At 70.1% G+C, this 24,694-nt stretch carries 23 protein-coding genes and 1 tRNA gene; 13 read left to right on the top strand and 11 right to left on the bottom strand.

The features are described from left to right. Window positions 1–6 precede the first annotated feature (6 nt). Window positions 7–1,587 carry a PQQ-binding-like beta-propeller repeat protein gene (locus tag ACMCNO_RS32735; protein WP_412753271.1) on the top strand — a complete coding sequence of 527 codons (1,581 nt, stop codon included), beginning with the start codon at window positions 7–9 and terminating at the stop codon, window positions 1,585–1,587. Window positions 1,588–1,638: 51 nt separating this feature from the next. Here ACMCNO_RS32735 and ACMCNO_RS32730 read toward each other — a convergent pair whose 3' ends face one another. Continuing rightward, entirely contained in the window at window positions 1,639–2,727 is a 1,089-nt protein-coding gene (locus ACMCNO_RS32730) for an ABC transporter ATP-binding protein (protein ID WP_412753270.1), read from the bottom strand. Between the two features lie 222 nt (window positions 2,728–2,949). Here ACMCNO_RS32730 and ACMCNO_RS32725 point away from each other — a divergent pair. Beyond that, window positions 2,950–3,026, top strand: a tRNA-Thr gene (locus ACMCNO_RS32725). A gap of 63 nt (window positions 3,027–3,089) precedes the next feature. On the opposite strand, the gene ACMCNO_RS32720 is transcribed toward ACMCNO_RS32725, so the two are convergent. From ACMCNO_RS32720 to ACMCNO_RS32710, 3 genes are all read right to left on the bottom strand, one after another. Then, window positions 3,090–3,299 (bottom strand): hypothetical protein, encoded by a 210-nt coding sequence (locus tag ACMCNO_RS32720; RefSeq protein ID WP_412753269.1) that lies wholly within the window; start codon window positions 3,297–3,299, stop codon window positions 3,090–3,092. A 192-nt stretch (window positions 3,300–3,491) separates the two neighbouring features. Next, window positions 3,492–4,736 (bottom strand): IS256 family transposase, encoded by a 1,245-nt coding sequence (locus ACMCNO_RS32715; RefSeq protein ID WP_412751203.1) that lies wholly within the window; start codon window positions 4,734–4,736, stop codon window positions 3,492–3,494. Window positions 4,737–5,205: 469 nt separating this feature from the next. Next, window positions 5,206–5,493: a hypothetical protein gene (locus tag ACMCNO_RS32710; RefSeq protein WP_412753268.1), complete on the bottom strand. Its 288-nt coding sequence runs from the start codon at window positions 5,491–5,493 to the stop codon at window positions 5,206–5,208. A gap of 886 nt (window positions 5,494–6,379) precedes the next feature. On the opposite strand from ACMCNO_RS32710, the gene ACMCNO_RS32705 reads away from it, so the two are divergent. Continuing rightward, window positions 6,380–6,754: a hypothetical protein gene (locus ACMCNO_RS32705; protein WP_412753267.1), complete on the top strand. Its 375-nt coding sequence runs from the start codon at window positions 6,380–6,382 to the stop codon at window positions 6,752–6,754. A 1,095-nt stretch (window positions 6,755–7,849) separates the two neighbouring features. On the opposite strand, the gene ACMCNO_RS32700 is transcribed toward ACMCNO_RS32705, so the two are convergent. After that, window positions 7,850–9,052 carry an FAD-dependent monooxygenase gene (locus ACMCNO_RS32700; protein WP_412753266.1) on the bottom strand — a complete coding sequence of 401 codons (1,203 nt, stop codon included), beginning with the start codon at window positions 9,050–9,052 and terminating at the stop codon, window positions 7,850–7,852. A 206-nt stretch (window positions 9,053–9,258) separates the two neighbouring features. Here ACMCNO_RS32700 and ACMCNO_RS32695 point away from each other — a divergent pair, with 206 nt between their 5' ends. Both ACMCNO_RS32695 and ACMCNO_RS32690 read left to right on the top strand, forming a co-directional pair. Next, window positions 9,259–10,194 carry a TetR/AcrR family transcriptional regulator C-terminal domain-containing protein gene (locus tag ACMCNO_RS32695; RefSeq protein WP_412753265.1) on the top strand — a complete coding sequence of 312 codons (936 nt, stop codon included), beginning with the start codon at window positions 9,259–9,261 and terminating at the stop codon, window positions 10,192–10,194. A 66-nt stretch (window positions 10,195–10,260) separates the two neighbouring features. Then, window positions 10,261–10,554 (top strand): hypothetical protein, encoded by a 294-nt coding sequence (locus ACMCNO_RS32690; RefSeq protein WP_412753264.1) that lies wholly within the window; start codon window positions 10,261–10,263, stop codon window positions 10,552–10,554. Window positions 10,555–10,620: 66 nt separating this feature from the next. Here ACMCNO_RS32690 and ACMCNO_RS32685 read toward each other — a convergent pair whose 3' ends face one another. Next, on the bottom strand, window positions 10,621–11,019 hold the full coding sequence (locus ACMCNO_RS32685) for a hypothetical protein (RefSeq protein ID WP_412753263.1): 399 nt from the start codon (window positions 11,017–11,019) through the stop codon (window positions 10,621–10,623). A gap of 511 nt (window positions 11,020–11,530) precedes the next feature. Here ACMCNO_RS32685 and ACMCNO_RS32680 point away from each other — a divergent pair. The 3 genes from ACMCNO_RS32680 (at window position 11,531) to ACMCNO_RS32670 (ending at window position 14,303) form a co-directional block, all read left to right on the top strand. Further along, window positions 11,531–11,908: a peptidase inhibitor family I36 protein gene (locus ACMCNO_RS32680; RefSeq protein WP_412753262.1), complete on the top strand. Its 378-nt coding sequence runs from the start codon at window positions 11,531–11,533 to the stop codon at window positions 11,906–11,908. Between the two features lie 131 nt (window positions 11,909–12,039). Then, the gene (locus ACMCNO_RS32675; protein WP_412753261.1) at window positions 12,040–12,498 is read left to right on the top strand and encodes a hypothetical protein; all 459 of its coding nucleotides are present in this window, start codon (window positions 12,040–12,042) and stop codon (window positions 12,496–12,498) included. Next, the gene (locus ACMCNO_RS32670) at window positions 12,495–14,303 is read left to right on the top strand and encodes an NAD-binding protein (protein WP_412753260.1); all 1,809 of its coding nucleotides are present in this window, start codon (window positions 12,495–12,497) and stop codon (window positions 14,301–14,303) included. The genes ACMCNO_RS32675 and ACMCNO_RS32670 overlap by 4 nt, the downstream gene beginning before the upstream one ends. Window positions 14,304–14,345: 42 nt before the next feature. Here ACMCNO_RS32670 and ACMCNO_RS32665 read toward each other — a convergent pair whose 3' ends face one another. Continuing rightward, window positions 14,346–15,566 (bottom strand): DUF4032 domain-containing protein, encoded by a 1,221-nt coding sequence (locus ACMCNO_RS32665; RefSeq protein ID WP_412753259.1) that lies wholly within the window; start codon window positions 15,564–15,566, stop codon window positions 14,346–14,348. Between the two features lie 115 nt (window positions 15,567–15,681). Here ACMCNO_RS32665 and ACMCNO_RS32660 point away from each other — a divergent pair, with 115 nt between their 5' ends. Beyond that, window positions 15,682–16,929, top strand: coding sequence for a trypsin-like serine peptidase (locus tag ACMCNO_RS32660; protein WP_412753258.1), 1,248 nt, complete (start codon window positions 15,682–15,684; stop codon window positions 16,927–16,929). 24 nt (window positions 16,930–16,953) lie between these two features. Beyond that, on the top strand, window positions 16,954–17,685 hold the full coding sequence (locus tag ACMCNO_RS32655; RefSeq protein WP_412753257.1) for a phosphatase PAP2 family protein: 732 nt from the start codon (window positions 16,954–16,956) through the stop codon (window positions 17,683–17,685). 32 nt (window positions 17,686–17,717) lie between these two features. Here ACMCNO_RS32655 and ACMCNO_RS32650 read toward each other — a convergent pair whose 3' ends face one another. From ACMCNO_RS32650 to ACMCNO_RS32635, 4 genes are all read right to left on the bottom strand, one after another. Beyond that, entirely contained in the window at window positions 17,718–18,479 is a 762-nt protein-coding gene (locus tag ACMCNO_RS32650) for a PIG-L deacetylase family protein (RefSeq protein ID WP_412753256.1), read from the bottom strand. A gap of 88 nt (window positions 18,480–18,567) precedes the next feature. Continuing rightward, window positions 18,568–19,668, bottom strand: a complete 1,101-nt coding sequence (gene nagA, locus ACMCNO_RS32645; RefSeq protein WP_412753889.1) for an N-acetylglucosamine-6-phosphate deacetylase — start codon at window positions 19,666–19,668, stop codon at window positions 18,568–18,570. 2 nt (window positions 19,669–19,670) lie between these two features. Continuing rightward, window positions 19,671–20,597 (bottom strand): ROK family protein, encoded by a 927-nt coding sequence (locus ACMCNO_RS32640; RefSeq protein ID WP_412753888.1) that lies wholly within the window; start codon window positions 20,595–20,597, stop codon window positions 19,671–19,673. A 136-nt stretch (window positions 20,598–20,733) separates the two neighbouring features. Further along, window positions 20,734–21,657, bottom strand: a complete 924-nt coding sequence (locus ACMCNO_RS32635) for an SIS domain-containing protein (protein ID WP_412753255.1) — start codon at window positions 21,655–21,657, stop codon at window positions 20,734–20,736. A gap of 191 nt (window positions 21,658–21,848) precedes the next feature. On the opposite strand from ACMCNO_RS32635, the gene ACMCNO_RS32630 reads away from it, so the two are divergent. The 3 genes from ACMCNO_RS32630 to ACMCNO_RS32620 all read left to right on the top strand — a co-directional run bounded on the left by ACMCNO_RS32630 (window position 21,849) and on the right by ACMCNO_RS32620 (window position 24,684). Further along, entirely contained in the window at window positions 21,849–22,634 is a 786-nt protein-coding gene (locus ACMCNO_RS32630; RefSeq protein ID WP_412753254.1) for a DeoR/GlpR family DNA-binding transcription regulator, read from the top strand. Window positions 22,635–22,699: 65 nt separating this feature from the next. Then, window positions 22,700–23,695, top strand: coding sequence for an ATP-binding cassette domain-containing protein (locus ACMCNO_RS32625; RefSeq protein WP_412753253.1), 996 nt, complete (start codon window positions 22,700–22,702; stop codon window positions 23,693–23,695). After that, on the top strand, window positions 23,692–24,684 hold the full coding sequence (locus ACMCNO_RS32620) for an ABC transporter permease subunit (RefSeq protein ID WP_412753252.1): 993 nt from the start codon (window positions 23,692–23,694) through the stop codon (window positions 24,682–24,684). Before ACMCNO_RS32625 ends, ACMCNO_RS32620 begins: the two co-directional genes overlap by 4 nt. Window positions 24,685–24,694: the final 10 nt, after the last annotated feature.

Below are 24,694 nucleotides of genomic sequence, written 5' to 3'. Positions count from 1 at the left end.
AGCAGCATGACCGGTCCCGACTTCACCCGGGGTGTCGAACCCGGCACCCCGCACCCCGCCCGGGCGGGGTCGACGCAGGGTGCCGAGCCGAGCTACGCCGCACCGGTCGACCCGTGGGCCTCCGCCGGGATCGTCGCGGAGCCCGCTCACGACGCCTATCCGGCGACGTCGCCGACCTGGCCGGACGGGACCGCGGACGGGGTGACCGCGCGGCGCGGCGACCGGGTTCCGGCGTACCGGAAGAAGCTGTTCTGGCTGGTGGCCGCCGCCTCGGCGGTCGTGCTCGGCGTGGTGGCGACCCTGGTCGTGGTGTTCTGGCCGAGGTATCCGGCGCTGGACTTCCACGCCCTCTCCGACCCCCGCAGGGTGGCCCCGGCCGTGGCCGTGACCTCCCGTTTCGCCGCGGCCACGGTGCGTGGCGACCGGGCGTTCTTCGCGAGCGTCTCGGACGACGGGACCCTCGGTGTCGTGGCCGCCGACGCCGGCACCGGGGAACGGTTGTGGGGCAGTCCCGCGGCGGGCGCCGCCCAGGACTGGGAGCGGCTCGTGGCGTTGCCCGATGCCGTGGTCGCAATCTCCGCCGAGGACGACGACCACCGCCGGATGGTGCTGCTCGACCCGGGCGACGGCAAGCTGCTGTGGGAGCGGCTCATCGGCGACGACGACACCGTGCTGTTCGCCGAGGACACCGTGGTGCTGGCGGACCGCGAGGAGAATCGGCTGCTCGGCCTGGACGTAGGCGGTCAGGGCCGGGTCCGCTGGGAGCTGAAGAACCCCACCACGTCGTCCGGGTCGCACGACACGACCGTCGTGGCCGTCACCACCCCCGACGACGTGGCGACGCCCGCCTCGGCCAAGGGGGAGCCGTTCGCCGCGCCGCTGGACGACGATCGGCGCATCGTGCAGATCAGCGCGGACCGTTCGGCCCGGGTCATCGACGCCAAGACAGGCACGGTGCTGGTGGCGCCCCGGCAGAGCGTGGCCGACCCCGACGACCCGGTCCTCGCCCACGACGGCAGGCTGATCGTGGCCGAGTCGGACGACGCCCACCGGATCGTCGCGTACGACCTGGCGAAGCTGGGCGAGCCGCGGGTGCTCTACACGGCGCCGGACGACAACACCCGGTTCGCGCAGTTGACGCCGTGCGGCACCGACCGGGTCTGCGCCGTGCAGACGGCCAGTTCCGACGCCAAGACCGCCCAGGTGGTGGCCGTGGACGCGGCCGAGGGCGGGCGGCGGTGGGCGCGGGCACTGGCCGACACGGACGACCTCGTGCCCCTGGGCGACTCGCTGCTGGCCGCGCAGAACACCACGCCCACGAAGGTCAGCCTGCTCGGCGCGGACGGGACGGTCCGCTGGACCCGCGACGGCGCGGCCGCCCGCCTGGACGGCGGCAACCTGCTGCGCTTCGCCAAGCCGCTGTCGAGGTCACCGGACGACCCGTCGGTGGCCGGGGAGCACCTCGGCGACGAGGCCGTCGAACTGGGCCCGCTCAGCGGGGTACGGTCTGCGACCTGCGCCTGGAACACCGAGGTGCTGGCCTGCGTGGCCGACGAGGACTTCGTGCTGCGGCGCTTCGCGGGTTGAACACGATGAAGGCCGGCCCCGCGCGGGGCCGGCCTTCACCGCGGATCAGATTCAGATGCGTACGCCCGTGGTGGCGTTGAAGACGTGCACGTTCTCCGGCTGCGGCCGGATGAACACGGTCTCGCCCATCGTCGGCATGCTGCGCCGGTCCGTGCGGACGACGAAGCGCTCCGAGCCGCCTTCCAGGGCCGCGTGGCCGTACACGTTGGCGTCCGAGCCGAGGTCCTCGACGAGGTCCACGACGATCGGCATGCCGCCCGCGGTCGGCGACACCAGCTCGGTGGCCTCCGGCCGGAAGCCGATGGTGACCGTGGCGTCGCCGCCGCTGCGCGCTGCCGCGACCTGCTCGCGGGCCAGCGGCAGCAGCATCGGGCCGAAGGCGGCGCCGGTCTCGGACAGCGTCACGGTCTTGATGTTCATCGCCGGGGAGCCGATGAAGCCCGCGACGAAGACGTTGCCCGGGGTGTCGTACAGGGCGCGCGGGGTGTCGCACTGCTGCAGCACGCCGTCGAGCAGGACGGCCACCCGGTGTCCCATGGTCATGGCCTCGACCTGGTCGTGGGTCACGTACACGGTCGTGATGCCGAGCTTGGCCTGCAGCGTGGCGATCTGCGAACGGGTCTGCACGCGCAGCTTGGCGTCGAGGTTCGACAGCGGCTCGTCCATGAGGAAGACCTGCGGCTCGCGCACGATGGCCCGGCCCATGGCGACCCGCTGGCGCTGGCCGCCGGAGAGCGCCTTCGGCTTGCGGCCCAGGTACTCGTCCAGCTGCAGCAGCGCCGCGGCTTCCTTGACCCGGCGGTCGATTTCCGACTTGGGCGTTTTGCGAAGCTTGAGGGCGAACGCCATGTTCTCGTACACCGACATATGCGGGTACAGAGCGTAGTTCTGGAAGACCATCGCGATGTCGCGGGACTTCGGGGGGAGGTTGGTGACGTCCTTGCCCTCGATGAGGATCCGCCCGCGGTCGACGTCCTCGAGGCCGGCGAGCATGCGCAGGCTGGTGGACTTGCCACAACCCGAGGGACCGACGAGGACCAGGAACTCGCCGTCGCCGATCTCGAGATTGAGCTCGTTGACCGCGGGACGCTCCTGGCCGGGATAGATCCGGGAGGCGCTGTCATAGGTGACCGTAGCCATGGTGAACTGCTTCCTTTCCACCGGCAGGAACGTGCCGGACGATCCGAGTGGAGGAACGAGAGCCCACCTCGCCCTAAGGTGAGGAAGGCTCGTGCCCGTCACGGTAAGTCAAATTCACCCAGCTGCCAAGGTCCAGTGCCACCAGGTGGACCCGCGGTCGAGCACGGCGTGGCCCCGGGGCAGGGGTGGCGGTGCCCTGAGCGGCTATGCTTCAGGGCGCATGCCCCTGTAGCTCAGTTGGCCAGAGCACTCGCCTTGTAAGCGAGATGTCGTCGGTTCGATTCCGACCGGGGGCTCCACATCTAACAGCAAAAGCAGCGGGCGCCGATCCCTCGGTGCCCGCTGCCGTCTCAATTGTCGTCTCAGTTGGCTCCGGAGTCGCCGTCCGCCGGGTCCATGTCGTCGCTCTCCGGGTTCTCCTCGTCCGGCTCCCCAAGCAGGCCACCGACCTGCTTGGCGATCCCCGCGACCAGCTCGGCCGTGCTGTGCTGATACCGCGTCGTCATCGACACCTGCGACCAGCCCTTGATCTCCATCACGGCCCGGGTCGGGACGTTGAGCACCAGCAGCATCGTCGCGGCCGTGTGCCGGGCATCGTGTAGTCGGGCATCGCGACCCCAGCGGCTTGCAGGTGAACCTTCCAGGCGCGATGGTCGGACCCGCGATCAAATGGCCGATCGTTCGGCTGAGCGAACACCCAGTCACCCCGGTCACGTCCACGGGCGTGGTGTAGAAGACGATCACCGTGGAGATCCGGGTCGATCTTATGCGGCGATGGCTGTGGGGTCGGTTTCGGGCGTTGCCGGTGGTTCGGTTTCCAGGGGCGTGAGGCGGGCTTTGCCCAGGAGTTCCAGTCCCATGTAGCGGCGGGATTCGGTCCATTCATCGGTCTGTTCGGCCAGCACGGCACCGACGAGGCGGATGATCGCGGCCCGGTTGGGGAAGATGCCCACGACGTCGGTGCGGCGGCGGATCTCCTTGTTTAGCCGCTCTTGCGGGTTGTTGGACCAGATCTGGCGCCAGATCTCGCGCGGGAAGCTGGTGAACGCGAGCAGGTCCGCGCGGGCGTCGTCGAGGTGCTCGGCCGCGGCGGGGAACTTCGCCTCGATCGCCTCGACCACCCGGGTGAACTGGGCTCGGACGGCGTCGGCGTCGGGCTGGTCGAAGACTGTGCGAACGAGGGTGGCGACCCACGGCTGGGCGCTCTTGGGCACCTTCGACAGCAGGTTGCGCAGGTAGTGGGTGCGGCACCGCTGCCACGCCGCACCGGGCAGCGCCGCACCGACCGCACCTACGAGGCCGCGATGGGCATCGGAGATGACCAGCCGCACCCCGGACAGACCCCGCGCCGTCAGGGATCTGAGGAACGCCAACCAGCCGGCGCCGTCTTCGTCGGAGCACACGTCCAGGCCGAGGACTTCCCGGCCGCCGTCGGCGTTCACGCCCACGGCGACCAGGGCGTGCACGTTCACCGTCCGCCCGGCTTCGCGGACCTTGATGACCAGCGCGTCCAGCCAGACGAAGGTGTAGTGGCCGCTGTCCAGTGGCCGGTTACGGAACGCCTCGACCTGCGCGTCCAGATGCGTGGCCATCTCACTGACCTGACTCTTGGACAGCTGCCGCACGCCCAGCTGTTCGACCAGCTTCTCCACCCGCCGCGTCGAGACCCCCAGCAGATAGCTGGTGGCCACCACCGAGACCAGGGCCTGCTCGGCGCGGCGCCGATGCGTCAGCAACCAGTCGGGAAAGTAGGAGCCCGACCGCAGCTTCGGGATCGCCAGCTCGATCGTGCCGGCCCGGGTGTCCCACTCCCGCGGCCGGTAGCCGTTGCGGGAGTTCACCCGCGCCTGGCTGCGCTGGCCGTACTCGGCGCCGCAGGCCGCGTCCGCCTCCGCGCTCATCAGCGCGTCCGCGAACGTCTTTATCATCGCCCGGAGCAGATCCGGGCTCGCCGACTCCAGTTGCTCGCGCAACAGCCCGGCAGGGTTCACACTCTCAGGTGCGGTCATCGCGTTGGTCTCCTTTGATCATGACTTAGCCGTCTCAAAGGATCTCCGCGGTGACCGTCTCCTATCTCACGACACGCCCGCTACCAGGCCCGTCGTACACCACCTCCATGGACGCAACCGTCACCCCCGCGCCAGAACTCCCCGGCGGCGGCGCGTTCCGCATCCTGCATCTGCTGATGCTCGCGGAGGGCCTTGAGGAGCGGCTTCGGTATTCCCATGGCACGCTTACCGGCTCGGGATTTGACCTCCACTTCGGGAAGTCCCCCACTGTGACGTTGAGGGGTACTTCATCGCGTCGCCCACGCAATTTTGGTCCACAGAGAGACGGACACGTTCGCGTGTGTTTCCTGCACGGAGTCTTTGCAGGGCAGCAACTTGTGGTGGTTCTCGCCGCACGCCGCAGGGTCGTCGCATCCGTGTTGCCACTTCTGGCGCTGCAATTGCTTGGGCGTCCGAAGAATCCCTTCGTTCAGATCGATTCGACTCCAGCGCAGCCCCGGTGCCTCACCTTTGCGAAGACCAACGCCAGCGCCTGTGCGAAGCGCACGCCATTTCGTTTTTCGGCGGCGGCAGCGAGGATGCGTTGCACCTCGGCGATCGTGAACGGCTCGATGTCGCTGTCATCAAGCCGAGGTGCCTTGATCTGAGAGGCGACATTCCGCGAGACGTGCCCTCGGCGCAGGGCCTGACTCAGTGCGGTCTTCATCGTTCGATGCGCCTGATGAGCCGTACCGGCGGCGGCGCCCTTGCGCATCATGTTGGCGTACAGGGTCTCGAGATGCTCGGGCTCCAGCCGGTCTAGGCGGCAGACGGGGCGCTTCGCCGACGCCAGGCCCGGTTGGCGGCGGTAACCTCGTGAACGCGAGGAATGAGCTCCGGTGGGGTGAACCTCAACCGCGACGCCGGAACCCCGATCTCATGAGATCCGCCAGTACCGTTCGGGCACATGGCGCGCGACGTTGTCCGGGGCCAACAGCTCGGCCGTCGTGATCCCCGTGCGATACGATGCCGTGAAGGTCAAGTAGGACATTTCATATTGATCGGCAATACCTCCTTCTGGAGCGACGATCGTGGAATCTGGTCAACTCGCTTAATGCCATCTGTGGCGCGGGAGCGAGGATCGCGCCTGCCGAGCTGCAGTTGCCGAGGCATGCCCGGATTCTGCTCAGCACCGGTTTCAAGTTTGGGCAAGCTTTGCCTGGGTCGCGGTTAAATAGGTAGCCATAGACAAGTGTTGATCACTGATACCGGCCGTACATAGAGAAATCGTCTCCAAGCCGACCAATTCGGTCAGGCCGGGGGTAAACAAACCTTTCCGATCTTACTTTCGGGGCATCACCGGTTCTACTGCGCTGCCGGGATTCGCGTCGTCCGGACGGAATGGTCGAGATGCGCGCATCGGATTAGGCGCACCCTCGTGGTCGATTCGTCTATACATTCGCCAGTCTACAAGGTCACATTTCTTGACGACCGATCACCTGGCACAGATGATCGATGCGACGACGTGTTAGTCGTCACAAACGGGGTTCGCAAGGTCTTGGAACTGGAATAGGCGGGTTGCCGTTCTGGTGGCTCCGTCCAGCCTTGCCTGTGCTCACCATTCGGGAGAGAAATCACCCACTATGGACTGGAGGACACCTGAAATGCGCATGACGAAGAGGGTCGCCGCAGCGATCGCAACCAGCGCCGCCAGCGTTGCGATGCTGCTCGGCGCCACCGCCGTTCCCGCCCAGGCCGCGACGACGGTCCAGGGCTGCCGGGCGGGATACGTGTGTATCTATCCCAAGAACAGTTGGAACGGCGGTCACCCGTTCTACCAGTTCCTCACCTACGGTGCCCACAACATCAGCAACCAGTACGGAATGCACCGGATCTTCAACAACCAGACCGGCGGCGCCAAGGTCTACGTGTGCGCCGGCCGCAACGGCACCAAGTGCTACACCCCGGGCCAGCCGGCCTTCACGTACATGGACATCAACCTCACGCCGATCAATTCGGTGAAGCTGGCATCCAAGTAGTTGCAGATGGCCTTGCCATTGTCATGACCTGCTTCACGTTCCCGGTATCACCGGTACGCCCGGTGGTACCGGGATTCGCGATGTCGGGAAGAAATGCGGTTCAACCTGACCGTCCGCGCGATCGGTCGGCCACCGTCTGCACTGGTCGCGATGACGCCGTCGCCATCGAGCACGTGCGCCGCTCGCGGGAGCGGCTGAAGACACGCCGGTCCGTCCGGCCCCGGGGCAAGCGGCGAGGGAACGCTCGGACGGCCTTTCCCGCTGCCGGAATGGACCAGCCTACGAACGCCCGCGAACGAGACCTGAACTGAGACCATCCCCCGTGTCGCACCCATGCGAGCGGGGCGCGCGCGGCGGTCGTCTCAAGATTAGGGAGGCCTGCCGTGACGGCAACGTCGGTCGCCTGGTAGCCACCGCCGTCCGCGCCCGACGAGGCCGGTGCAGAGATTTGCAAGATCAACCAGCCGTCCGACAGATCTCGGGGCGTCTCCGGGGCAGGGCGCCCACGGGGCGCACCGCGCGGAGGGCGCTCGGCGACCAGCGCAAAACAGGCGGAGGCGCACGGGGTGGGATCGCCCTGGCCCTGGCCCTGGCGTTAGGGCCGGGATTGAGTCGGTTGGGGCCGCCGTAGGAACGCGTGCACCGTCGAACTTTCTCCGAAGCTTGTCACGTTCACAAGTTCCCAACCCCAGTGACTCAGGTGCTCCACTACGGCCAGCAGCCGCCCCATGTCAGCTGGGCGGCCACCCACCACGCAGAGGTGCCGGTGTGGGTAGCTGCCAAGGTCGGCCCGGTTGTTGAGGATTCCTTCCGCAGTCACCGTCATGTTTCGGGCGATCGTTTCTGCGGTCTCAAGCCGTGCCATCGGGACACCCTAGCTGGGCAACCGTCGGTGCGTGACCCTGACGGTCCGCATTCCGTGGCCTCGGGCGAGCAGACGGCAGTCGACCCGCTGCGGCCTGTCGCTGGCGGCTACACCCCGAGTTGGGCGCCGACCACGAACACGGTGAGCAGGTCCGTTGCCGGACCCAGCAGGATCCTGAGCGACCAACGCCGGAGGCGGGCCAGGAGTAGGCGAACGCCTCTCGGCTGGGCTCACCCGGCGCTGTGGCATCCCGCGTACGCGGGGAGGGCGATGGCGTCGGCCTTGCTGAACTGCTTGGCCAGCATGTCGCGCATCGGCCAGTGGTTCATCATCCGCATCGACAGGTTCCGGGCCGAGATCATCAGCCGGGTCTGCGGGGCGAAACCCTTGACCCCGCCCGGCGGTAGTTCCTGGCATTGCCTGACGTAGTCGCGCAGCCGGTGCTGGTACCGCGGGAACGCCAGCGTGTGGTCCCCGCCCGAGGCGGCCAGCTCGCCGGCCAGCACGTACGCGGAGACCAGGGCGAGGCTGGTGCCCAGCCCGGACAGCGGTGAGGCGCAATATCCGGCGTCGCCGAGCAGAGTGACCCTGCCCCGGGACCAGTCGGCCACCTGTACCTGGCAGATGCCGTCGAAGTAGAAGTCGTCCGCGGTGGGCATGGCCGTCAACATGTCCGGCACCCGCCATCCCACCCCGGCGAACGCGCGGGCGAGGATCTGCCGCTGCTCGGCGGGGTTGTTCCGGTCGTACCGCAGCGGACCGGACGTGAAGCTCAGCATGGCCTTGGCCATGCCGTCCCGCTCCGGCCGGATCCCGGCGACCCGCCCGCCGGGCGCGTTGTACATGAGGAACCAGTGGTCCAGGTCGCCCGGATCCGGCACGGTGAAATAGGCGGTGTACGCCCCGAGCGGGCGTACGAACTGCTCCTCGGGGCCGAATGCCAGCCGGCGTACCCCGGAGTGCACCCCGTCCGCCCCGACCACCAGGTCGAAGCGACGGGTGGCGCCGCTGGCGAAGCGCACCGCCACGTCAGCGTCGTCCTGGCGCAGCTCGACGATCCGATCGCCGAACAGGTACTCGGTGTCCGCGCGGGTTGCCTGGTAGAGGATGTTCACCAGGTCGCCCCGCATGATCTCGATCTCGGCGACGATGCCCTCGCCGCCGAACAGGTCGGCCGGCATCCGGGACACCCACCGGCCGCGGGCGTCCACATTCGCGATGCCGCGTTCGTCCACACTGGCCTGGCGTACCGAGGGCATGAGGCCCATGCGCTCGACCACCTGACGGGCAACTCCACGTACATCGACCGCCTGGCCGCCGGGCCGTGGGCCGGGAGCAGCCTCGACGACGGTCGGGGTGAAGCCGTACTGGCGTAGCCAGTACGCCAGGGCGGTTCCGGCAATGCCGGCGCCGGAGATGAGAGCGGTTGTCATCGATTCCCCCAAGATTGCGTACGCTGTATATCAGGCGGCGAGCACCGTATCGCGGAGGTGAAAATAGGAGCAAGACCCGCTCCTTAGTGTCTTTCATGTACTAGTACAGTTAGCTGCTTCGCGCGACCTGGTCGGGCGCGGGGCGGTCGGAGGAAGGGTGACGTGGCGGACATGGGTGTACTAGTACGGCTCGGGTGGCGAGGGTGATGGATTCGCCCTACTTGCGCATCGTGGCCGACATCCGGCGCCGCATCGCGGCAGGCGAGCTGCGCCCCGGCGATCCCGTCCCGTCCGCCCGCCGGATCTGCCGCGACTGGGGGGTGGCCATCGCCACCGCGACCAAGGTCCATGCGGCCCTGCGGCGGGAGGGACTGACCCGCGCCGTACCCGGTGTAGGCACTGTGGTGGTCGGGCCTGCTGTCTCGCCACCACCGGCCCGGCGGCCCGCGGTGGCCGGCGGGGGTTCGGCTGCGGCGTACCGTCCACGCGGTTCGGGCCGTGAACCCGGAGCGGAGATCAATCGCGAGCGGATCGTGTTGACGGCGATCGACATCGCCGATGCCGAGGGCATGGGCGAGGTCTCGATGCGGCGGATCGCGGCCGAGCTGCGAGCGGCGACGATGTCCCTCTACCGGCACGTGTCCGGCAAGGAGGAACTGATCCTGCACATGGTCGACGCCGCGCTGGGGGAACGCGACGCCGCACCGGTGACCGGCGAGCGCAGGTCCCGGCTGGCGTACGTGGGGCGCAGCATCTGGCGCGTCTTTCGCCGACACCCCTGGCTGGCTGGGGCCATGTCGCTGACCCGGCCGCAGTTGGTCCCCAACGCGCTGTCCATCGCCGACGAGGTCCTCGGCGCGCTCGCGGGCACCGGGCTGAACCCCGAGGAACAGCTGTACGTGCACCTCACGCTGTTCAGCTTCGTCCGTGGCCTGGCCACCGCCCTGGAGGCGGAGTCGGAGGCGCAGCGGGAGACCGGCCTGGACAACGAGGAGTGGATGCGGACGCAGGAGCCCCGACTGGACGAGCTGGTCCCGGCCGGGTCGGCGCTACGACCCCTCATTCAGTCCGACATCGACTTCGATCTCGACCGCCTGTTCGAGTTCGGCCTCAACCGATTGCTTGACGGCTTGCAGGTGTAGCAGGGCGGACGCGTCGCCCGGCCGTGCGGCCTCCCGGTGACACCTTTGCACCGCCGGGTAGCTGTGATGACATTGAACGAACGTGAGTGCACGGCGGTAGGCCGCTGCGGCACCGTCGGCGTTCAGCCGCGTGGTTCGACGAAGGAGTGGATCGGTTTGCGGACTCATCGACCCTGGGCCCGTCGCGTGATCGTGGCGGCAGTGGCGTTCGGTGCCGTGGCGTTGGGCGGCATCGCGGTCGGCTGGGGCCAGCACCATGCTCCGGCGCAGGCGGGCGGTGGTGGCGGTGGCATCGGCGGCACCGGCGCGCCGATTCTGGCTGGCCCGGTGGGCAGTGGCGGAACGGGCCTGACCCACTGACCCGGCGGCCACCGACGGGCGCGCCCGCCCGTGGCCGCGGATGCAGCCGTTCCCCGGCTGGTGTTGTCAGTCCGGATCCGGCTCGGCCGCAGAATCGGTGCGCGAACGGATCCAGCGCCGCCGCCGATAGGCTCGTCGCCATCGAGATGAAGATCGCACCTCGTCCGGGTCGGCGCTGTGGCGCGATTCGGTCAGGCCCAGGGCTTTGGCGGCGCCGCCCAGCGTCAGTGTGATGGCTTCGGTGACGGGAACCAGGTCGTCGAGGAGGATCGTGCCGGTCAATGACCCGACCACGATCGGGGCGGCGTCGGTGTGAGCGGCGTCGAACGCGATGCCGACCATGCCGTCGCCGACCGTGACCCGAAGCGTGCAGAGCCGGTCGTTGACCACCAGGTCGCGGAGAATGACGAGGCGGTCGTCGCCGTCGGGTGCGCGCCCATCGCTGTTGGTCGGTCCGGCGATCACAGTAGAGCGTCCTCCTCGTCGATACGAAGACCTGGACCCTGCCTACTCCATGCCGTTGACGGTGACTGTCGGATCTCGGATGCCCGAGACATCCAACCCGCCAGGCGTCGTACAAGTGTACGACAACGATCTCGGCCCGTCGGTGCCGCGGGGCGCTGAGCGAGCGGGGTCCATGCCCTCATTGCCCCAACGCGACGCGACGCAACCAGAACTGCTGAGTGGTACTGATGCGGATGGGGCTTCGTCGGCGATTGAGTGACATAGGTCACTCGCCTCTTTGGGCGGATTCGAGTGGTAAGAAGCTAATTCAGGGACCGCTGATGATCGGCGGCTTGGCTACGCTCCCTCGTCGAACAGGCGCTCAAAATGCCTCCAGGTTCGGTGAAGCAATTGGAGGAAGAGAGCGCCAGCAAACGTGTCCTTGCGCGACGCATTTCAGTGTGTTTCTGACTGCCTGGTCAACAAATACCGCACGATGCGGCGGAGTGCACATAGAGAATGAGAGAGTGGAATGAAACTTCGGCGGACCTTTGCTGCCCTGGCCGCAGTCATGTCGGGCACGGCGGGCACTCTCGCTGTCGCCGCCCCCGCGATGGCGGGCACGTTCTGCCCCTACGACTACATCTGCATGTGGGAAGACCCGGCCTGGAGCGGAAGCGAGTACATCAAGGTCAGGGCCGTGCCCGGCTCGTACGGCATCGACGGCTGGGATGGTGACAACGAGATCAGCTCGATCATCAACGAGAGCCGTAAGTACTGCGTGACGCTGTACAACAACGACAACTGGACGGGTTCGACGTACCGCCTGTCTTACGACGGGTCGAACCCCCGGCTGAGCAACGCCAATTTTGACAACAAGGCCGAGAGCTTCAAGATCCACTCCTGCTAGTGCCGCGACCGGGCCTAGCCCGGACGTCGAAGATGGACAGCTTGCCCAGACGTAGGTCCGGTGCCCCACATTGTGTGTGGTATCGGACCTACGCTGTCTTCGCGGTAGACAGCACTTCGAAAAGGATCATCATGAGCAGCATCCCGCTGCGCGTGACCCACACGCAGCGGGTGCTGCGCATGATTCTGGTCTTCGCCGGTCTCTTATTCATCTTCGAGAGCTGTTCTCTGCGCTTCGAGGCGTGGCCCCACACGCCGGGACGCGACGAGATCATCCGTTACTCCATCATCATGGCCGTTATCGGGTGCCTGCTGCCCGCTCTGGCCGCCGCTTGGGCCTGGTGGGAACGCCGGCCACGCTGGGTCGTCGCCATGTTGGCCGCCCCGTCCGTTCTCATGGGGCTTCCCGCGGTCGCCATCGGCATGGCGGCCGGCGCGGTCGGTCTGCTCCTGGCGGGTATCGCCAAATTCAGCCGAATGTGCGGTAACATCGGCCCTCCGCGCGTCTGGGTGTCCCCAGTGGACCAGGGTGGTCTCCGCGGGGCGGCGGGGCATCGGGAATGTGCATGGCTGACTACGATTCAGTCATGAGTACGGAGGGCCCGCGTGACGCCGCCGCGAGGCGATCCGTGTTGTCCCGGCTCCGCGACGGCCTCGCGCAGAACGGTGACGACGCCCGGCCCCACTTCGTGGTCTGCGGCTCCGACGCGCTGGTCTACACGCTCGCCGAGGAGCTGGCGAACGCCGGCCACCGCATCCGGCTGACGGTCATCGCGCCCACCCGGGTGCGTTCGGACGTCCCGGACCTGGGCCAGCTGCGCAACATCAAGGTGGTGCGCGCGGATCGGCTCGACGAACGGACGTTCCGGGCGGCCGGGCTGTCCGGGGCGACCGCGCTGGCCCTGGTGATGCCGGACGACGTGGTCAACCTGCACGCGGCGCTCTGCGCCCAGGCCGTCGAACCGGACCTGCGGCTGGTCATCCGCATGTTCAACTCCGGCCTCGGATACGGCGTCAGCGGCCTGTTCGCCGACTGCGCGGTGCTGTCCGACGCCGCGATGGCGGCCCCGGCGTTCGTGGCGGCGGCGCTCGGCGAGGTGGCGCCGACCTATTTCCGGCATGCCGGGCGCACGTTGTATCTGGCGCGGCGGGCCGACGTACACGAACGGCATGTGGTGTGCGCGCTGACCGCGACCGACGGCAACGGGCAGCTGGCCGTGTTGCCGGCCGAGCCGTCGCCCGCCGACGCGAGACCGGATGACCTGGTCCTCGCGGAGGCCACCGGGCGCCCGGCCGGCGACCTGGTGGCCGCGCAGCGGATGGTGCGGGCCCGCCGCCGGCGGTGGCCGTTCGCGGTGCTCGGACGGGCCGTTCGCGGCGCGCTCAACCGCAAGCTCAGCATCGCGGTGCTGATCACGCTCGCGATCACGCTGATCGCGGGTACGGCGCTGGCCCACTCCGACCACGTGCACGGATTCTGGCGATCGCTGTACGTCACGTTGCTGACCGCGGTCGGTTCCTCCGATGTGGAGGAGAGTCGCGGCGCGGTCGCCCAGGCCGCCCAGCTCGTGCTGACCATCGCCGGGCTGGCGCTGTTGCCGCTGATCACCGCAGCGGTGGTCGAAAGCATGGTCAACACGCGGCTCGCGCTGTCCAACGGCAGGACCCGGCAACCGCACACCGACCACATCGTGCTGGTCGGCCTCGGCAACGTGGGCACCCGGGTGCTGCGCCAGCTCAAGGACTTCGGGCTGGACGTGGTGGCGATCGACCGCAACGCCGACGCCCGCGGCGCGAAGATCGCCCAGCGGCTCGGGGTGCCGTTCATCGTCGGTGACGCGGGGCTGGAGGAGACGCTGCGCGCCGCGTCCGTCGACACGTGCAAGGCGCTCGTGGTCGTCTCCACCGACGACGTGACGAACCTCCAGGCCGCCCTGAACGCGCGGGTGCTGCGCAACGACCTGCGGGTGGTGCTGCGCCTGTTCGACGACGACTTCGCGCGCCGGGTGCAGAGCGCCTTCGCGATCAACACGTCCCGCAGCGTGTCCCGCCTGGTGGCGCCCGCGTTCGCGGCCGCCATGCTGGAACGCGACGTGAAGGCCACCCTCCCGGTCGACCGGCACGCCCTGCTGGTCGCGGAGGTCACGGTAGCCGCGGGTGCGCCGCTGGCGGGCCGGGCGCTGCGGCACGCCGACCGGCCATTGAGCGTACGGGTGCTCGGCCTGTCGCGGCCCGGCTCGCAGTGGGTGAACTGGCGCCCGGACCCGGCGCACCGGTTCGGCGCGGGCGACCGGCTGCTCGTGGTGGCCCGGCGGGCCGGGCTGCGGGCGCTGGCCGAGCAGGCCGCACCGCCCCCACCGCCGCTGGAGCAGGCCCGCCTCGACACGGCCCACTAGCCGACCGCGATCGGTCAATGGTCTGCGCAGTGGCTGTCGCGCTCAGCCCAGGACGCCGTCGAGTGAGCCGACCTCGACACCCAGCACCGCTTGCTCGTCCGGCTTCTTGACCAGTACGTCCGTCAGGTACGACTGCACCGCGGGGGTCATGCCGACGTCCCGCCCAGCCCGCTCCGACAGCAGCCACTTGTGCTCGATGATCTGCGCGAAGATCTCCTGCGGCTCCAGCTTGCGCCGCAGGTGGCCCGGCACCGCCCGGACCACCGGCTCGAAAACCTCGGTGAGCCAGCGGTGCGCGGCCTGCTGCTCGTCGATCAGGTCGCTCTCCGCCCGGTACGCGTCCAGGTCGTTGAGCAGCGTCCGGGCCTGGTTCTCCTCCGCGTCCAGACCGGTCAGGCGCAGCAGCCGCCGGGTGTGGTAGCCCGCGTCGACCACCTTCGGGCGCACCCGGTAGCCGCCGTCCATGGTGGACATGGCCACCTCGGCGACGTCGAAGCCCAGCTCGTTGAGGCGGCGGATGCGCCGCTCGATGTTGTGCCGGGCGTCGCGCGGCACCTCCTGCTCGTACGTGACCTCGTGCCACAGCCGCTCGTAGCGGGCCACGATGTCGTCGACCACGGCCTCCGGGTCGATCGAGTCGTGCAGCAGCTCGGCGGCCTGCAGGTCCAGGGACTCGCCGAAGATGTTGAGCCGCAGCACCTCGATGTCCTCCAGCCGCTGTCCCTCGCTCAGCCGCGGGTACAGGCTGCCGGTCTCCGCGTCCACCAGGTACGCGGCGAACGCCCCGGCGTCGCGCCGGAACAGGGTGTTGGACAGCGAGCAGTCCCCCCACGCGAAGCCGGTCAGGTGCATGCGCACGATCAGCGCGGCCAGCGCGTCCAGCAGCCGGTTCAGCGTCTCCGGGCGCAGCGTGTGCGAGAACAGCGCCCGGTACGGCAGCGAGAACTGCAGGTGCCGGGTGATCAGCACACTCTCCAGCGGCTCGCCGTCGGCGGTCTGCCGGTCGGTGACCACGGCGACGGCGCGCACCGCCGGGAAGTCGATCCGCTCCAGCGCGCGCAGCAGGTCGTACTCCTTCTCGGCGATGCGCTCGCGGGTCTCCTTCAGCGCGTACACGGTGTCGTTGAGTTTGACGAAGCGCACGACGTGCCGCGAGATGCCCTGGGGGAGCGCGACCAGATGATCCGCCGGCCATTCCTCCAGCGGGACGCCCCACGGCAGGTCCAGCAGCGCCGGGTCGACGAGGGCGGACGTGATGCGCACGCACCCAGTCTGCACGGACACGGCGGCGCGTCGCGGTCGCACGTGGTTCGTTACACAGGCCGGACCGCCACGTTGGTCCATATGTCTCTGATGTGGCCCGAGTTGCGGGAGTGGTATGCGACGCACGGTGAGCATTCTCATCGGGGCGCTCGCGGCGGTGACCGTGATCGTCGCCGGTGCCGTCCTGGCCTGGACGAGGCTGGCCGACCCGGGCGGCACGGTCGGCTCCTGGCACGACGCCCCGGCGGCCGCGCCGTCCCCGGTCGCGGCGCAGCACCCCGTGACCGCCCCGCGGGGCGGCAGCACCGCGACCGCCGGGGCCACCCAGCGGGTCGGGGACCTGGTCCGGGTGGACCGCCGCCTCGGGCACACCGCGCCCACGACGACGCTGCGCTTCCCCGGAGCGACGTACGTGAAGCCGCACTTCAGCCACGTGACGCTCGGCCGCGGGGACTACGTCGTCGTGGCCAGCCCGGACGGCACGGAGGCGTACCGGTACGACGCGCCCGGCACCGCCGGCAGCTGGGCGATGTCGATCACGGGTGACGCCGCCGTGGTGCGGCTGCACCGCGGCGGCAGGTCCACCCGGCCCGGCGTCACCGTGGACGTCTTCGCCCGCGGGTACAGCGCCGCCGAGCAGCGCCAGGTCCCGGAGGCCAGGCTCACCGCGCCGGGGACCACCGGGCGGGAGGAGTCCATCTGCGGCTCGGACGACAGCACCGAGGCGGCCTGCTACCGCTCCGCCAAACCGGTCGTGTACGCCCGGTCCCGGGCCGTGGCGCGGCTGCTGATCAACGGCACCCAGCTGTGCACCGGCTGGCGGGTCGGCACGCAGAACCGGATGCTGACCAACAACCACTGCTTCACGTCCTCGCGGGAGGCGTACCGCACCGAGGTGTGGTTCAACTACGAGTGCGCCAGATGCGCCGGAGGCGAGCCGCTGCGTCCGGTCAAGGTGTGGGGTGACCGCGTGCTGGCCACCAACCGGGTGTACGACTACACGCTGTTCACGGTGGTGGACTTCGCCCGGGTGCAGAAGTTCGGGTACCTGACGTTCGATTCCGCGCGCCCGGCGAAAGGCCAGGAGCTGTACATCCCGCAGCACCCGGCGGGGGCGCCGACGCGGATCAGCGGCGGGCTCAAGGAGCGGGCCGGCACCTGCGCGGTCGCCGACTCCGCATACGACGGGTACGCGAAGGACTCGGACGTCGCCTACTACTGCGACACCGAGGGCGGTTCGTCCGGCAGCCCGGTGCTGTCCCGTGCGACCAACCGGGTCGTGGCACTGCACCACTTCGGCGGCTGCCCCAACTCGGGCGTCCGCGCGGACCTCATCGCCGCCAGGCTGCGCACCCTCATCTAGCTCCCGCTGGGTAGCGTGGGTCGGATGGAGCAGACCGCGGTGCAGACGAGGGCTCGGCCGGTGACCGGCTGGTGGCTCGACGCCGCCCTGCTGGCGGGCTTCGTCGCGCTGACCTTCGCGCTGGCCCGTGGGCACCTGCTGGCGCTCGACGAGGCGGTCGCCGACTGGGTGCTCGCGCACCAACCCGCCGCGGTGTACTGGCCCGCCCGGGTGCTGAACTACCTCGGCCAGGGCGGCCAGGTCCTCATGCCGGTCACGGGCCTGCTGATGGTGCTGCTCATCCGGCGGACCCGGTCCGTGCGCCCGGTGCTGGTGTTCCTGGGTGCCTACGTGCTCATGTACCTGACGGTCGGGCCGCTGAAGGTGTGGCTGGACCGGGCGGCGCCGAAGTTCGACGGCCCGGACCGGGCGGTGCTTTTCAACCCCTATGCGTCGGGGGCCAAGGCCCTGAGCTACCCCTCCGGCCACGTCGCGAACGCTCTGGTCTGGTACGCCGCCATCGCCCTGCTCGCGGCGGCGCTGCTGCGCGCGTACGGTCGGGAGCTATCGCCGCGGGCCCGCACCGCGCTGCGCGTGCTGCCCCCCGTGATCGTGTTCTGCACGACGACGTACCTGGGCTTCCACTGGATCACGGACTCGGTCGCCGGGCTGCTGCTCGGGCTGGTCCTGATCCGCCTGATGGCCCGCGTCCCGTGGGACGCGGTGCCGCTGCCGCCGCTGCCCGGCGGAGTCCAGCGCCCCGCCGGGCTGGGCTGACCCCCCGGGACCGGCAGGTCGCCGCTCCGATGTCAGTACATGTTGAGGCGGAAGACCTCGAAGGCGGCCGCGTACCTCACGCCCAGGCGGGTGCCGGTCTGCCGGGCGAAGCCCTCCAGGAACTCCTCGGCGTCGAAGTCGCCGGACCCGAGGCCGCGCAGGTAGGCGGCGTGCGCCTCCAGCGACCGGACGCCCAGCTCGAACGTGTCGGTCGTGTCGACGCCGTGCTTCGACAGCGGTGACCCCGCCGCCCACACCTCCCGGACCCCGCCCCACTTCTCCAGGCCCGCGTCGATCTGCTCGCGGAACACCCAGCGGTTGGCCGCGTCGCGCGCGGCGTCCAGTACGGCCCGGCCGGTGACCATGTGGTCGGACATGTTCAGCGCGGTCCCGGCCTCGTCCCAACTGTCGCGGAAGTTGTTGGTGAGCACGATCTCCGGCTGGTGGGTCCGGATCACCCGGCACAGCTCGCGGCGCAACGCGACGCCGTACTCCAGGACGCCGTCGGGCAGTCGCAGGAAATCGACCTGGGAGACGCCGACGATCGCCGCGGACTCGCGCTGCTCCGTCTCGCGTGCCGGGCCCGCCTCGTCCGGGTCCATGCCGTCGATGCCGGCCTCGCCGCTGGTGACCAGGACGTAGGTGATCTTTTTGCCCTGACCGGTCCAGCGGGCGACGGCCGCGGCGGCACCGAACTCCAGGTCGTCGGGGTGGGCCACGATGGCGAGACCACGCTGCCAGTCCTCGTTGGCGGGCTGGAGCGGGTTGGGCACGGCGGGCGCGTCATCAGTCACGAAACGCATCCTGCTCGATTTCACCGGACCGTGGTGGCATCCGCACCGACACGTCCGCGCCGGTTCACGCCGGCGGGAACCTCCGGGGTCAGCTCACCCAGGTGCCGGCGCGCATGACCCGCTTGACGTGCAGGTCTGCGGAGAGCACGACGAGGTCCGCCCGGAGCCCGGCCTCCAGCGCGCCGAGCTGGTCGGCGAGGCCCAGGGCGCGCGCCGGGGTGGTGGCCGCCATGGCGCACGCGTCCGGCAGTGGAATGCCCGCGGCCGCCGCCTGCCGCAGTGCCGCGTCCATGGTCAGGGTGCTGCCCGCGATCGAGCCGTCCCGGGTCAGCCGGGCCACCCGGTCCGCGACGACGACCTCCTGGCCGCCCAGCTCGTACCGGCCGTCCGGCATGCCCGCCGCGTCCATCGCGTCGGTGATCAACGCGGCGCGGTCCGGGCCGGTCGCGTGCGCGGCGAACGCCAGCATCCCCTGGTGCAGGTGGAAACCGTCGGCGACCAGCTCGCAGACCACCGTCCGGGCGCCCAGCAGGGCCACCACGGGTCCGGGACGGCGGTGGTGGGCGGGCGGCATGCCGTTGAAGACGTGGGTGCCGACGGTCGCTCCGGCGGCCACCCCGGCCAGGGTCTGCTCGTACGTGGCGTCGGTGTGCCCCACCGCGGCGACCACCCCGGCCCCGGCCAGGTACGCGATGGCCTCCAGCGCGCCGGGCAGCTCGGGCGCGATCGTCACCATCCGCACCGCCCCGTCGCCGAGCTTCACCAGGTCGGTCAGCTCCTCCAGGGATGGGTCCCGCAGATAGGCGGGATTCTGCGCCCCGCAACGCGCCCCGGACAGGTACGGCCCCTCGAAGTGGATCCCGGCCACGGTCCCGTCCGCCACCAGCGGCACGTACGCCGCGGTCGCCGCCCGCATCAGCTCGTACGGGGAGCTGACCAGGCTGGCCAGCATCGTCGTGGTGCCGTGGGCCAGGTGAAACCCGGCGGCCTGCCGGGCGGACTCGACGTCGCCCGTGGTGAACGTGTGCCCGCCGCCGCCGTGGCAGTGCAGGTCCACGAACCCGGGCACGACGATGTCGTCGGGCACACCGGTGGCGGCTTCCACGTCGAGGATCGTGGGGCCGTCGACCTGCACGACGCCGGGGACGATCGCGCCGGGGCGCACGATGTGGCCGCGTACCTCGGTGATGGTCACGGGCGGTCCGCCAGGGAGTCGAGGGCCAGCAGGGCGGCACCGAGGCAGCCCGCGGTGTCGCCGAGTGCGGCCCGGGTGAGCCGGGGCATCCGGTGGAACGTGACCCGGGCGGCGCAGGCCGTGCGCAGCGGGGCCAGCAGGGCCTCCCCGGCCTCGGCGAGCCCGCCGCCCAGCACCATGACACCCGCGTCGAACAGGGCCTGCGCGGTGAGCAGGCCGTCGGCCAGCGCCTCGATGGCGTCCCGCCACACCTCGGTGGCCGGTGCGTGCCCGGCGGCGGCCTGGGCGGCCACGTCGAAGGCGGTCGCGTCGGCGCGGCCGGACTCCTTCGCATACCGGCGGCCGATGGCCGCGGCCGAGGCGATGGCTTCGAGACAGCCGCGGGCTCCGCAGCCGCACAGGGGGCCGCCGGGGCGCACGATCACGTGGCCGATCTCCCCGGCCGCGCCGTGCGCTCCCGCGAACGTCCGTCCGTCGACGACGTGGGCGGCGGCGATGCCGGTGCCGATCGCGACGAACAGCACGTGCCGAACGTCTCGGCCCGCGCCGAGGCGGGCCTCGGCGAGGCCGCCGACACGTACGTCGTGGCCGAGCGCGGCGGGCAGGCCGAGCCGGTCGGCGACCAGGTCGCGCAGCGGTACGTCGCGGAAGCCGACGTTGGACGACCACACCGCGGTGCCGGTGGTCTCGTCCACCACCCCGGGCACGGCGACACCCGCGGCGATCGGGGTGAGCCCGTCGGCGCGGGCGCGGTCGGCGAGCCCGGCGGCGACGTCGAGGATGGCCGTGGTGACGGCCTGCGGGCCGCGGTCGGCCCGGGTGGGGTGCCGTTCGGCGTGGTGCACGCTGCCGTCCGGGCGGACCACCGCGCACTTCATGCCGGTGCCACCGACGTCCAGGGCGATGACGGCGTCGTCGCTCACGCCGACCCCGTCCTTCGCGAGCTGGAACCGGGCCTGCGGCACCTGCCGCGCGTGCAGTCGCTCATGCGGGTTCCGACCGATCGCTGGCACCCGCCCACGGTAGTGCTGGACATCGATGTGTGCGCGCCGCCCTCGCTCACTGCAGGACGACCGAGCGCGACAGGTGGGGTGGCCGGTCCGGGTCGAGTCCCTGGCTGGTGGCCAGCAGCACCGCGACGCGCTGGGCGACGACCAGGTCGGCCATCGGGTCGAGGGGGGCCCGGCCGCCACGCCAGGCGCCGAGCGCCGCGTACCCGCCGTTGTACCGGCTGTGCACGAACGCGGCGCCGGTGGCCTCCACGTCGTCGACGAGCCCGGCGGGGATGTCGCCGAACACCCAGACGACCCGGCGCGGGGCCGCCAGCGCGATGGGCCCGTGCCGGTAGTCCATGGCGGGGTACGCCTCGGCCCAGTACGACGCGGCTTCCCGGCACTTCAGCGCGGCCTCCTCGGCCAGGCCGATGGTCCAGCCGCTGCCCAGGAACGTGATCTGCTCGGCGAGCGCGGGGTGCACCGGCAGCGGGATGCGGACCGCCACCTCGGCGTCGCAGGCGATGTTCTCGATGTCGGCGCCCAGGTGGGCGCGGAGCAGCGCCAGCACGGTGGTGGCGAAGCGCGTCTGCACGACGGCCAGTTCGTCCGCGAACTCCAGCGCGATCGTCTCGGCCGCCAGGGTGGCCGCGGGCTGGCCGGCGTCGGCGGTGATCACCGTGGTGGGGCAGCGTCCCTGCAGCGCCTGGAGCAGGTCGAGAACCTCGGTGGTGGTGCCGGAGCGGGTGATCGCGATGACCCGGTCGTAGCGGCGTTCGAGCGGGAACTCCGACGCCTGGAACGCGTCCGTCTCGCCGTGGCCGGCGCGCTCGCGCAGGCCCGCGTACGCCTTGGCCATGAACCACGAGGTGCCGCAGCCGGCGACGGCGACCCGCTCGCCGGGCCGGGGTAGGCCGGGGGCGTCCGCCAGTTTGGCGGCCTGACGCCAACAGTCGGGCTGGCTGGCGATCTCCGCCTTGACGTGGGTCATCGCATGTCCTTCACAGCCGCCGTTTGCGCAGAAGCGTTCGGTACGACGTTCTTTCGAGCGTCATTCTGCGCAGATGCCTGCCCCCGAGGCAATGCACCCAGTGTATTCGCGCAGGCACCCTCTTTGCTTCGTGTCTTTTCGCGCACTAATGTGCACACTCTTATCACGTAACGTGCAGGGGGGAGGGTCGGGTGGACCGGTACGCGCGGTGGAATGCCCTGCTCGAGTTACTGGCCGAGAGCGGGCGGGTGAGCGTCGAGGACGCGGCCGGGCGCCTCGACGTGTCCCAGGCCACGATCCGGCGTGACTTCGACCAACTGGCCCAGCAGCAGATGATCACGAGGACCCGGGGCGGCGCGGTCGCCAACGGGGTCTCGTACGACCTGCCGCTGCGGTACAAGAGCGCCAAGCACTCGGCGGAGAAGCAGCGGATCGGCGAGGCCGCCGCCAAACTCGTCGTCCCCGGCACGGTCGTCGGCCTCAACGGCGGCACCACCATGACCGAGGTGGCCCGCGCCCTGGCGGTCCGCCCGGACCTGAACACCAGCGGCGACGGCGCCCAGCTCACGGTCGTCACGAACGCCCTGAACATCGCGAACGAACTGCTGGTCCGGTCCCGGATGAAGATCGTGGTGGCCGGGGGCATCGTGCGCCCGCAGTCCTTCGAGCTGGTCGGGCCGCTCGGCGGCGCGCTGCTCAAGGAGGTCACCCTCGACATCGTGCTGCTCGGCGTCGACGCCCTCGACGTGGATCTCGGCGCCGCCGCCCATCACGAGGGCGAGGCGGCCATGAACAGTCTCATGGTGGCGCGCGCCAAACGGGTGGTCGTCATCGCGGACTCCTCCAAGCTGGGCGGGCACGCGTTCGCCCGGATCTGCCCGATCGCCAAGGTCGAGACGCTGGTCACCGACTCCGGGGCCCCGGAGTCGGTGGTGCAGCGCTTCCACGACGCCGGCGTACACGTCATCTGCGCCTGAGCCGGCTGGTGGCGAACATCACCTAGGGTGGCGGCCGTCCTTTCCATGTGACCGGGAGGTGCGGCGTGACGGCCGTCCTGGAGATATCGGGTCTGCAGAAGACCTACCGCAGCCGCAAGGGGGTACGCCGGGCGCTCGACGGCTTCGACATGCTCGTCGAGGCGGGGCAGGTCCACGGCTTCCTCGGTCCGAACGGGTCTGGCAAGACCACCACACTGCGTACCCTGCTGGGCCTGATCAAGCCGAACGGCGGCCGGATGACGCTGCTCGGGCGGGAGGTCCCCGCCGCCCTGCCGGAGGTCGCGGGCCAGGTGGGCGCCATCGTGGAGAGCCCGCAGTTCTTCGGCAACTTCACCGCCCGCGACACGCTGTCGCTGCTGGCCGACGCGGGCGGCGTGGACCAGCACCGGGTCGACGAGGTGCTGGAGCTGGTCGGCCTGCGCGACCGGGCGAAGGACCGGGTCAAGACGTACTCGCTGGGCATGAAGCAGCGGCTGGCGGTCGCGTCCGCGCTGCTCAAGAACCCCACGCTGCTGATCCTGGACGAGCCTGCCAACGGTCTGGACCCGGGCGGCATCCGAGAGATGCGTACGCTCATGCGCGACCTGGCCGAATCCGGCATGACCGTGGTGCTGTCCAGCCACATCCTCGGCGAGATCCAGCTCATCTGCGATTCGGTGACCATCATCTCGGCGGGCCGCCGGGTCGCCGCCGGTACGGTCGCGGAGGTCCTGGCCCAGCACACCTCCACCGCGGTCCGGGTCCGCCTCGACTCGGCCACCGACGTCCCCACCGCCGCCGAGGTGCTGACGGCCGCCGGGGCGCAGGTCCAGGTGGAGGCCGATCACCTGATGGTCAGCGGACTGGAGCAGCCCTCCCAGATCACCCGCGCGCTGGCCCACCGGGAGCTGTACGTCAGCGAGCTGACCCCGGTCACCGCGGACCTGGAGAGTGTCTTCCTCGAACTGACCGGCACCGCGCCGGTGCCGGGCGTGCACCGGCAGGTGGACGAGAATGTGCTGGCACCGGCGGGCCGGGCCCAGGATGGGTGGGGACAGTGAGCCTGTATCGCGCGGAGACCCGGCGCCTCGTGAAGCGCCGCTTCACGAAGGTGCTGACCATCGGCTGCCTCGTCGTACTCGCCGCGCTGGCGGTCGGCACGTTCTTCACCAACGAGAAGGTCGGCCCGGCGGCCGTGACCGCGGCTCAGGCCCATGCCAACGAGGACTACCAGCGCGCGCTGCAGGACTTCGAGCAGCAGAAGCAGCAGTGTGTGGCGGCAGATCCGCAGCGTACGGACTGCGACGGCCTCACCCCGCCGAACCAGGAGGAATTCAGGTACGAGTGGTACATGCCGGCGACCTTCAGCTTCCGGGGCAACTTCCCGGACATGGTGTTCGCGCTGGCGGGAATCCTGGCGATGGCCGCGTTCGTCATCGGGGCGTCCTTCGTGGGCGCCGAGTGGAGCAGTGGCGGCATGATGAATCTGCTGCTGTGGCGCCCGCAGCGGGAGCGGGTGCTCGGCACGAAGCTGGCCGCGCTGCTGGCCGGGGTCGGTGCGTTCACCGTCGTGGTGTCCGCCGTGTGGACCGGCGTCTTCCAGGCCATCGCCGCATTGCGGGGAACCACGGCCGGGATGACCTCGGGGGCCTGGCAGTCCATCATGCTGCTGGAACTGCGCGCGCTTGTGCTCATTCTGGCCGCGGCCGCCCTCGGCTTCGGGCTCGCCTCGCTGGGCCGGCACACCGCCGTGGCGCTGGGCGTGACCGTCGGGGCGATCGTGGTGTTCCAGTTCGGGCTGGCCACGGTGCTGGCGCTGGCGCGGGTCAAGTTCATCGAGGCGTACCTCATCCCGGTGTGGGCGGAGGCGTGGCTCAGCAAGCAGATCCGGCTGGAGGACTACGACTCCTGCGACTTCTCCGCGACCCAGGGGTGTCTGCCGGACACGCTGACCATCACCTGGCAGATGGCGGGCGGGGTGCTGGCGACGGTGCTGGTCCTCGTTGTGGGGGCAGCCATGTGGACTATCCGTAGTCGCGACGTTACGTGAGGTAGCCTCG

Source organism: Krasilnikovia sp. M28-CT-15 (assembly GCF_047159595.1).
In the GTDB taxonomy this organism is placed as follows: Bacteria; Actinomycetota; Actinomycetes; order Mycobacteriales; family Micromonosporaceae; genus Actinoplanes.
The sequence above is the reverse complement of the archived record's forward strand: the minus strand, read 5'-3'. Positions and strand labels throughout refer to the sequence as shown.

Excerpts from the sequence above, each read along its gene's own strand:
- ACMCNO_RS32735 (WP_412753271.1), top strand. The coding sequence starts at position 7 with ATGACCGGTCCCGACTTCACCCGGGGTGTCGAACCCGGCACCCCGCAC.
- ACMCNO_RS32730 (WP_412753270.1), bottom strand. The coding sequence starts at position 2,727 with ATGGCTACGGTCACCTATGACAGCGCCTCCCGGATCTATCCCGGCCAG.
- ACMCNO_RS32720 (WP_412753269.1), bottom strand. The coding sequence starts at position 3,299 with ATGCTGCTGGTGCTCAACGTCCCGACCCGGGCCGTGATGGAGATCAAG.
- ACMCNO_RS32715 (WP_412751203.1), bottom strand. The coding sequence starts at position 4,736 with ATGACCGCACCTGAGAGTGTGAACCCTGCCGGGCTGTTGCGCGAGCAA.
- ACMCNO_RS32710 (WP_412753268.1), bottom strand. The coding sequence starts at position 5,493 with ATGATGCGCAAGGGCGCCGCCGCCGGTACGGCTCATCAGGCGCATCGA.
- ACMCNO_RS32705 (WP_412753267.1), top strand. The coding sequence starts at position 6,380 with ATGCGCATGACGAAGAGGGTCGCCGCAGCGATCGCAACCAGCGCCGCC.
- ACMCNO_RS32700 (WP_412753266.1), bottom strand. The coding sequence starts at position 9,052 with ATGACAACCGCTCTCATCTCCGGCGCCGGCATTGCCGGAACCGCCCTG.
- ACMCNO_RS32695 (WP_412753265.1), top strand. The coding sequence starts at position 9,259 with ATGGATTCGCCCTACTTGCGCATCGTGGCCGACATCCGGCGCCGCATC.
- ACMCNO_RS32690 (WP_412753264.1), top strand. The coding sequence starts at position 10,261 with ATGACATTGAACGAACGTGAGTGCACGGCGGTAGGCCGCTGCGGCACC.
- ACMCNO_RS32680 (WP_412753262.1), top strand. The coding sequence starts at position 11,531 with ATGAAACTTCGGCGGACCTTTGCTGCCCTGGCCGCAGTCATGTCGGGC.
- ACMCNO_RS32675 (WP_412753261.1), top strand. The coding sequence starts at position 12,040 with ATGAGCAGCATCCCGCTGCGCGTGACCCACACGCAGCGGGTGCTGCGC.
- ACMCNO_RS32670 (WP_412753260.1), top strand. The coding sequence starts at position 12,495 with ATGAGTACGGAGGGCCCGCGTGACGCCGCCGCGAGGCGATCCGTGTTG.
- ACMCNO_RS32660 (WP_412753258.1), top strand. The coding sequence starts at position 15,682 with ATGCGACGCACGGTGAGCATTCTCATCGGGGCGCTCGCGGCGGTGACC.
- ACMCNO_RS32655 (WP_412753257.1), top strand. The coding sequence starts at position 16,954 with ATGGAGCAGACCGCGGTGCAGACGAGGGCTCGGCCGGTGACCGGCTGG.
- ACMCNO_RS32635 (WP_412753255.1), bottom strand. The coding sequence starts at position 21,657 with ATGACCCACGTCAAGGCGGAGATCGCCAGCCAGCCCGACTGTTGGCGT.